The following is a 1,142-nucleotide window of genomic DNA, read 5'->3' on the forward strand; positions in this document are numbered from 1 at the left end:
ATTGCGAATCCGTAAATTCTAATCCCGATTTTTTAACCACACCAGTACAAATAATTCAAGATACATCTAACCCAGATTTATACAATGATGGAGCAGGAGGCAGTGCTAGAGACGTGTTTTTTAATTTGTTATCAAGTCCAGAATTAGCTCAGTTTTACAATAGTTTGGATTTTAATACCAAAGCAAAAATAGAATATTATCTGGCTCATAATGGAACCAATGAAGGCATAATTTTTGCTTATGAAGCTGTATTGGCTTTAAAAGAAGGTATTGCAGATGAGGATTTTATAATGCAATTATTAGATAATAGTTTAAATACTGGCTTAATTTTTGATATTGATTTATCATTAAAGTCACCTGCAAATATAGATATTTCAGAAATTAAGGATGAAAGTGATGATGCGGAAAGAATATTAAATTGTGTGTTTGATAAATTGAAAAATTCAAGTAATTTTAAAAATCTTTACAATGCGGTTTTTAATACAAATGACAGAATAAATTTAAAAATTGAAGTAGCTGATTTACCTAATAATAAAGGAGGTGAAACGCAAGGTAATTACACTACCTTAAATGGACAGATAAATAGTATAACAAATACTATAAGAATAAGTAGAAATAGACTAAACACTACTTCCACTTTATATATGGCAAACATTGTAATTCACGAAATGATACATGCTTATCTTAATGTCCAAAGAGCTAATATGGGGATTGATATTTATAATCTTAATTATGATACTCTGGGTGATTTTTTAGTGGGTAATCAACCAATAACAGTTAATGGAGCTACTGTAGATACCCATACCTTTATGTTTCAAAACATGATACCCGTATTTACTACCATATATAACCAAGTTTTAAATGAATTAGTAAATCAAGATGAATTAGATTATATTATAGGTAGTGATATTTCCAATCCAGAAACAAATGAATTTTATGAAAGTTGGAATGTATCTAATTTTTTATATTATCTTTCAACTCAAGGATTAAATAGAAATCATGATGGAACAGTTGATAATCCTGCTTATCTTCAAGAAATAGGAAATTTTCCAGAAAAAGTAATCAAAAGGAACAAATACTTAACTGATGGAAGAGATTTATTCACTAAAAAATGTAACTAAAGTATGAAGAATATATATATA

1 pseudogene is annotated in these 1,142 nt (G+C 27.8%); it reads left to right on the top strand.

The window, feature by feature from the left end:
* Positions 1-1,121: pseudogene (locus HALO113_RS16840) on the top strand (hypothetical protein); the annotation flags it as partial.
* Positions 1,122-1,142 lie beyond the last annotated feature (21 nt).

The organism is Flavobacterium sp. 9AF (genome assembly GCF_902506265.1).
Taxonomy (GTDB): domain Bacteria; phylum Bacteroidota; class Bacteroidia; order Flavobacteriales; family Flavobacteriaceae; genus Flavobacterium.